We start from the raw sequence: 5,875 nt of genomic DNA, 5'->3' as shown, positions 1-5,875 counted from the left end.
ATGAGCTGACGGGCGATGATGTCGAGGAGCTGCTGGAGACCAGCGAGGAGTTGTAGACAATGCGTTTTGGAGTTGCGGTACTCGGGCTGGACCACTGGTACACGGCCCACGGTGTGTGTGAGATTGCGAGCAAGTCCGAGAAAGTCGCGCTGCTCGGGGTGAGCTCCCCGGAGCCGACACACCGAAGCTGGGCCCGCGAGAAGTACCCCGAAATTATCGTCACCGATGACCCACCCACTCTCTGCAGCCGCGATGATGTGCACTTGGTGGCGATCTGTGCCCCCACTGCCGCCGCCCCCGCGCTGGCCAAGCACGCACTCCGTGCTGGTAAGCACGTGGTTGCCGTCAAGCCCGCTGCACGCTCTCTCACTGAGCTCGATATTGTGATCGCTGAAGCCGAGGCCGCCGGGAAGTTTTACGGCTCTTTTGAGGGAATGCAGCGCCTGACGCCCCGTGTGCAGAAGCTCCGTGAGCTAATCCATGCGGGCGCAATAGGGACACCGCTCTCCTACCATCAGATCGGGCACGGCGGGTTGCCATCGCCCTGGCCCGGCCAACCCGGCGGCTCCCCGAGCTGGTGGATAGATGCCACGCAGGCTCCCACGGGTGCCTGGGCCGACCACGCGATCTACGCCATTGATCTCGCACGCTTTGTCTTTGGCGGCGAGATTGTCTGGAGCGCTGGGCTGATCGAGAAAAGAGTGCACACGGAGCTGGCTCTTGAGGACTATGGGATCGCGCTCCTCAAGCTCCAGCCCAACACAGGCGGCTCGCCCGTCTCCCTCATGCTTGAAGACACCTGGGCCGCCGCGCCCGGTGGCGGAGCGCACCGCGTGCTCTTTATCGGCACCCACGGCACGATTCGTCCGGAAGGCAACGACTGGATGGTGAGTGCAAACGGCGAGGAAACACGCCACGTCTCGGACGAGTCCCCCTTCTTCCCCCTTGATGTCCTCGCGGACGCACTTATGACTAACACCCCTATCCCCTGGAGCGCCGCCGATGCCCGGGCAAACCTGGCGGCGTGTTTTTCAGTGTATTAGCCCGCCTCAACCCACCCTGAACCCACCCGGCTCTTCGTTCGTTCCTCACTGCGAGCCACCCTCCCTCAGGGCAGGGAGGGTTAGGGAGGGTTTTCTCACCCCTTCCCGGGTACCCTCTGGGTGCTGAGGGAAGGGGCCGGGGGATGGGTACGGAGGGGATTGGTCTACCCAAATATAAGACAAACGGGCGCGGGGACTTCGATCTTCGTGCCCGTTGCCGCGAGCTTCCCTGTCTTTTTGTCGATTCGGAACGCGATAATGCTATCGCTATTTTGATTCGCGGCGAAGAGGAAATTGCCGGTGGGATCAATCGCGAAGTTACGCGGAGTCTTGCCCTGGGTCGGCTCATTGCCCACCGTAGCGAGCCTGCCGTCCGCCCCAATCGAGAAAATCGCGATACTGTCGTGGCCGCGATTGGAGCCGTAGAGGAACTTCCCATCGGCACTGACATGAATGTCTGCACAAGAATCACCGTTCTGGTAGGACCGGGGCAAGGTGGTGATGGTCTGAAGCTCGCGCAGTGCACCCGAAGCTTTGTCCCAGGCAAAGACCGTGACCGTGCAATCGAGCTCATTGATGGCATAGACAACGGGCTTCTTCGGGTGAAACGCAAAGTGACGCGGCCCGCCGCCGGGATGAATGGAAGCAAAGGCAGGATCACTCGGAACCAGCTTTCCCGTTTTCGCGTTGGGCCGAAAGATCATCACTTTGTCGGTGCCCAGATCGCAACCGTAAGCCAGCTTGTTGCTCGCGTCCAAGTTAATCGAGTGCGCGTGCGGGGCCTCTTGACGCGCCTTGTTGGGCCCACTGCCGCTGTCCTGAACCGTGTCGGTGGCGGGGCGCAGCGAGCCATCGGGATTCACGGGCAGCATCGCAAAAGTGCCGCTGGAGTAGTTGGCAACCAGCACATGGCTCCCAGTCTTGAGCAGCGAGAGATGGCACGGATCGGCTCCTTGCGAAGGCTGCTGGTTCACGAAGGTTAGTGCCCCACTCTCCGCATCATAACGAAACGCTGCAACTTGCCCCTCGCCCGTCTCCGCCGTGGCAAAGAGCCGGTGGTTCTTACGATCTGCCACCAGAAACGAGGGATTGGTGATCTTGGGAATACTCTGCGGGATGCGCGTCCACGCCCCGGTTGTGTCGTCCATGCGAAAGGCGTAGACTCCCTCGCTCTTGGTGTTATTGGTATAGGTTCCGACAAAGACAATGCTCATAGAGCCTATTGTAGCGTACAATACACCATGAAGCCTCTTGCTGCGCTGACGCACTTTACTGCGGCTTCGCTCGTCTATGTCTTGGCCTACACGGTGGGGATTGTTGTTTTCTGTCTGTTTGCAAAAAAGCGTCGCCTGCTCACGGAGGGTATGGCCTATGTGGCGATGACGGGGCTGATCGGGGGGCTGGTCGGAGCGAATCTTGGGCAGTTTTTCGCCACGGGGGGTGAGCCCGGCAAGAGCGTCCTGGGCGGGTTTATCGGCGGCTACTTAGCGGTGATGCTCGCCAAAAAACGCCTCGGCCTAATCCGGCCCACGGGGGATTTATTTGCCGTCGCGCTCATGGCCGGAGAGGCTGTCGGGCGCTGGGGCTGTTTTCTGGGGGGCTGCTGTGGCGGCCGCGAGTGCACGCTCCCGTGGGCAATCCAAAACCACCACCCTACCCAAATCTATCTCTCCGCCGCCTGCGCTCTTATTTTAGTGATCTTATTGCTCACCGAGAAATTCTACAAACCCGCCGAAAATGGGATCTGGTATCTGCAAGGCGCACTCTACTGCCCCGCTCGCTTTCTCATTGAGTTCTTCCGCGACGGTGCAACGCGCCACGGTAGCCTCTCGACAGCGCAGTGGGTCTGCCTGGGCGGTCTCGCTTTCTTCGTCTATAAACTCGCCAAGGAGAAACCCTTTGCAACAAAATCAAACGTACCGCTGCCCTAACTGCCAGATCGAGCTGGGCGAGTCGCTCGCTCGGTGCCCCCACTGCGGCATGACGCTCCAGCAGGCGCAGCCCTCCGAGGCGTTCACCAGAATCCCCCTTCTCGACGGCTTTCTGGGGACGCTCGCCAGCATGCTCCTGATCCTCACCGGCGTCGGCACAATTGGAGTTATCATCGCCTTCCTCAGGCTCCGCACACGCTATCCCTATTTTTGTACCGGGCTGGCCGTCGGCGGTGCGCTGCTTATCCTACTGATTTTAGGAATATTTCTCACCTGCCTCGGAGGCATCGGACGATGACCTGCCCAAACTGCGCCGCACCCGTCACCGCCGAGGTGGTTCGCTGTGCGCAGTGTGGTGCTCTTCTGCCCATGGAATCAGGTCGGCGCTACCATGTCCATGACCCGAGCTTACGCTCCCGCGACCGTTTCTTGTCCGTTTTCGTCCTGCTCTTCACCCTCGCAACCACCCTTCTTACGGTCTGGTACTTCGGCTGGCCCTGGGCTATCGCAGGCACTTGGGCGGGTTTTCTTCTGGCCTCACTGCTCTGCCGGTACCCTTTATGGTCGAACTTCCTAACGGGTGTTTTGTCTTTGATCACCACCTGTGTGGTGGCCCCCCTAGAGGTTTTCCTGCTACTTCCCACGCCCTGGCGCTGGCTGGGAGTTCTCTGGCTGGTAGGAAGTCTTGTGATGACCATACGCACTTTCTACCAGATGGGATTTATTCGCAAATCATGATAACTTTTCCAGAGGAAACCACGGGGCTTTGCCCCACTTGTCTACGCTCAGTTCCGGCGACGATATTTGAGGAATCGGGCCGTATCTGGATGCGGCAGCGCTGCGCAAAGCATGGGGAAAACAAAGCCTTGCTGGCGAGCAATGCGGCGGAGTATCTAAGATTTCGCACCTACGCCGTGGATCGTAGCGCGGGCGGAATCGGCTGCTGTGGGCCGGGAACGGAGTGCGCGGACGGCCCACCGACGTGCGTGCTGCTGCTCGAAATCACGCAGGCCTGCAATCTTAGGTGCCCGACGTGCTATGCCGATGCACGCGGCCACGAGATGATGGACGACGACGAAGCAAAACGGCGCTTAGACAGCTTCTTTCAAACCCAGAGCCGCCTGGACGTACTCATGCTCTCCGGGGGCGAGCCGACCATTCACCCGCGCTTTATCGAGCTTTTAGACATGGCGCTGGAATATCCCATTGACCGTATCGTCATCAATACTAATGGCCTACGCCTCACACAGAGCAAGAGCTTAGTGGAAGCACTCCAAGCCCGCAAGGAGCGCATCGAGCTGTATTTTTCCTACGGTAGCTTCCGCCCCGACGTGCATCAGCGGCTCTACGGTAAAGACCTAGTAGCACGCAAGCAAGAGGCGCTACGAATCGCCACCGATGCAGGTCTATTCATCAATCTTGTACCGACAGTAGAGGCGGGAGTGAACGACGACGAGATCGGCGATCTCTATCGGTTCGCACTCGCCCATGAGACGATCTGCGGGATTACCTACCAGCCCGTGATGGACAACGGGCGCTACGAGCACGGCTACGATCCGGGCGCACGGCTCACACTCACCGGGGTTCTAGAGCGCCTCGTGGCTCAGACCAATGGGGCGCTCCAGCTCTCGGACTTTGTGGGGCTCCCCTGCTCGCACCCGGACTGCTGCGTCCTGACCTACGGAATTCTCGATGAAAAACGGAGTGTTCTGACACCTCTGCCGCGCCACCTAGATGTCGCACGGTATCTCGATCTCTTCTCCGACAAGATCAGCTTCTCAGGGCTGATCGAGGGCGCTCTGAAACGCGTCTGGAGCGACACCGTGAACCTGCGCGCAGGCCGCACGCTCCGCGACTTAATGACGCTCTACGCCCACAGCGGCGTCAAAGACTTACTTCCCCTGCGCAACGACCCACAGGCCGTGGGCCGCCGCACGTTTCGGATTGTCGTGAAGCCCTTCATGGACGCGCACACGTGGGATCAGAAGCGCGTGGATCAGTGCTGCACCAAGCTCCTCAACGAGAAAGGCGAGGCCGTTAGCTTCTGCGAGTACAATGTCTTCCACCGAGGCCGCAAGCCCGAAGTCAGCGGCCTCCAGCTGGCGGTTCTGAAGTAATAGCCCCACACGTTTACCGTGCAGGAATCCGCGCCCCCAGCACGGAAATGGGTTGCATGCGTCCTACCCGCCCCCTGGCGTTTCTTGCCCTTGGCCTCGCCGCCGTCTCCTCGCACACCGCTGCGCCCCGTGCGGCGACGCTTCGACAAACGGAGCAGAGCTACACCAAGCGTGATGTGCAGATTCCCATGCGCGATGGCACCAAGCTCTACACGGTGATCTACGCGCCCAAGAACGAAACAAAAAAACACCCGATTCTGATGGTGCGCAAGCCCTACACCGACGAGGGCTACATTCAGGTCTTTCAGGATGTCCGTGGAAAGTATCTGTCTGAGGAGAACTACGAAAATGTTCGGCCACTCAGCCGCGATGGTAAGACCGTGGACGAGAGCACCGACACCTACGACACAGTTGCGTGGCTTTTAAAGAATATCCCGAGCAACAACGGCAAGGTGGGCCTGACAGGCGTCTCGTATCCCGGTTTTTATGCCGCCGTCGGGGCGGTGCGGGCACATCCCGCGCTCAAGGCCGTCTCGCCGCAAGCGCCCGTGACCGACTGGTTCCTCGGCGACGGGGCTTTTATGCTCGTGACGACTCCCCCGGCTAAAGCCGGGGGCTTCTTGGGAAATCCATGAGGCAATCCTCTTGATTAACTCCCAAAGGCTCCGTCCGAGCCGTGTTTTCTTGACGGGGAAATGCCCTGTTTTTGATGTTGATTGCGGCGTTAAAGTCACGATCAAGCGAGAAACCACAATGCAGACAGTTGTACAACCTATCCTTCAGT

Annotated in this window: 8 protein-coding genes; 6 read left to right on the top strand and 2 right to left on the bottom strand. The window is 59.7% G+C overall.

Going from position 1 to position 5,875, the window contains the following annotated elements; all coding sequences use genetic code 11:
- Nucleotides 1-59 precede the first annotated feature (59 nt).
- Nucleotides 60-1,043, top strand: coding sequence for a Gfo/Idh/MocA family protein (locus tag ACH2EH_RS05005; RefSeq protein WP_395139526.1), 984 nt, complete (start codon nucleotides 60-62; stop codon nucleotides 1,041-1,043).
- 164 nt (nucleotides 1,044-1,207) lie between these two features.
- On the opposite strand, the gene ACH2EH_RS05000 is transcribed toward ACH2EH_RS05005, so the two are convergent.
- A complete protein-coding gene (locus tag ACH2EH_RS05000; RefSeq protein ID WP_395139525.1) occupies nucleotides 1,208-2,257 on the bottom strand; it encodes a lactonase family protein in 1,050 nt (349 codons plus the stop codon).
- A 27-nt stretch (nucleotides 2,258-2,284) separates the two neighbouring features.
- Here ACH2EH_RS05000 and ACH2EH_RS04995 point away from each other — a divergent pair, with 27 nt between their 5' ends.
- The 5 genes from ACH2EH_RS04995 to ACH2EH_RS04975 are packed head-to-tail and all read left to right on the top strand — an operon-like array spanning nucleotide 2,285 to nucleotide 5,726.
- Entirely contained in the window at nucleotides 2,285-2,974 is a 690-nt protein-coding gene (locus ACH2EH_RS04995; RefSeq protein WP_395139523.1) for a prolipoprotein diacylglyceryl transferase, read from the top strand.
- Entirely contained in the window at nucleotides 2,943-3,272 is a 330-nt protein-coding gene (locus tag ACH2EH_RS04990) for a hypothetical protein (RefSeq protein WP_395139521.1), read from the top strand. The genes ACH2EH_RS04995 and ACH2EH_RS04990 overlap by 32 nt, the downstream gene beginning before the upstream one ends.
- Nucleotides 3,269-3,712 carry a hypothetical protein gene (locus ACH2EH_RS04985; RefSeq protein ID WP_395139519.1) on the top strand — a complete coding sequence of 148 codons (444 nt, stop codon included), beginning with the start codon at nucleotides 3,269-3,271 and terminating at the stop codon, nucleotides 3,710-3,712. Before ACH2EH_RS04990 ends, ACH2EH_RS04985 begins: the two co-directional genes overlap by 4 nt.
- Nucleotides 3,709-5,091: a radical SAM protein gene (locus tag ACH2EH_RS04980; RefSeq protein ID WP_395139517.1), complete on the top strand. Its 1,383-nt coding sequence runs from the start codon at nucleotides 3,709-3,711 to the stop codon at nucleotides 5,089-5,091. The genes ACH2EH_RS04985 and ACH2EH_RS04980 overlap by 4 nt, the downstream gene beginning before the upstream one ends.
- Nucleotides 5,092-5,147: 56 nt before the next feature.
- Nucleotides 5,148-5,726 carry a CocE/NonD family hydrolase gene (locus tag ACH2EH_RS04975; protein WP_395139515.1) on the top strand — a complete coding sequence of 193 codons (579 nt, stop codon included), beginning with the start codon at nucleotides 5,148-5,150 and terminating at the stop codon, nucleotides 5,724-5,726.
- Here ACH2EH_RS04975 and ACH2EH_RS04970 read toward each other — a convergent pair.
- The gene (locus ACH2EH_RS04970) at nucleotides 5,695-5,862 is read right to left on the bottom strand and encodes a zinc ribbon domain-containing protein (RefSeq protein WP_395139528.1); all 168 of its coding nucleotides are present in this window, start codon (nucleotides 5,860-5,862) and stop codon (nucleotides 5,695-5,697) included. The two genes, ACH2EH_RS04975 and ACH2EH_RS04970, sit on opposite strands and share 32 nt — an antisense overlap.
- Nucleotides 5,863-5,875: the final 13 nt, after the last annotated feature.

The organism is Armatimonas sp., from assembly GCF_043760365.1.
GTDB lineage: Bacteria > Armatimonadota > Armatimonadia > Armatimonadales > Armatimonadaceae > Armatimonas.
Note: the sequence above shows the minus strand (reverse complement) of the source record. Positions and strands in the feature narration are given on the sequence as shown.

What these genes read in the sequence shown, in the direction of transcription:
- ACH2EH_RS05005 (WP_395139526.1), top strand. Translation starts at nt 60, where the DNA reads ATGCGTTTTGGAGTTGCGGTACTCGGGCTGGACCACTGGTACACGGCC.
- ACH2EH_RS04975 (WP_395139515.1), top strand. Translation starts at nt 5,148, where the DNA reads ATGCGTCCTACCCGCCCCCTGGCGTTTCTTGCCCTTGGCCTCGCCGCC.
- ACH2EH_RS04995 (WP_395139523.1), top strand. Translation starts at nt 2,285, where the DNA reads ATGAAGCCTCTTGCTGCGCTGACGCACTTTACTGCGGCTTCGCTCGTC.
- ACH2EH_RS04980 (WP_395139517.1), top strand. Translation starts at nt 3,709, where the DNA reads ATGATAACTTTTCCAGAGGAAACCACGGGGCTTTGCCCCACTTGTCTA.
- ACH2EH_RS05000 (WP_395139525.1), bottom strand. Translation starts at nt 2,257, where the DNA reads ATGAGCATTGTCTTTGTCGGAACCTATACCAATAACACCAAGAGCGAG.
- ACH2EH_RS04985 (WP_395139519.1), top strand. Translation starts at nt 3,269, where the DNA reads ATGACCTGCCCAAACTGCGCCGCACCCGTCACCGCCGAGGTGGTTCGC.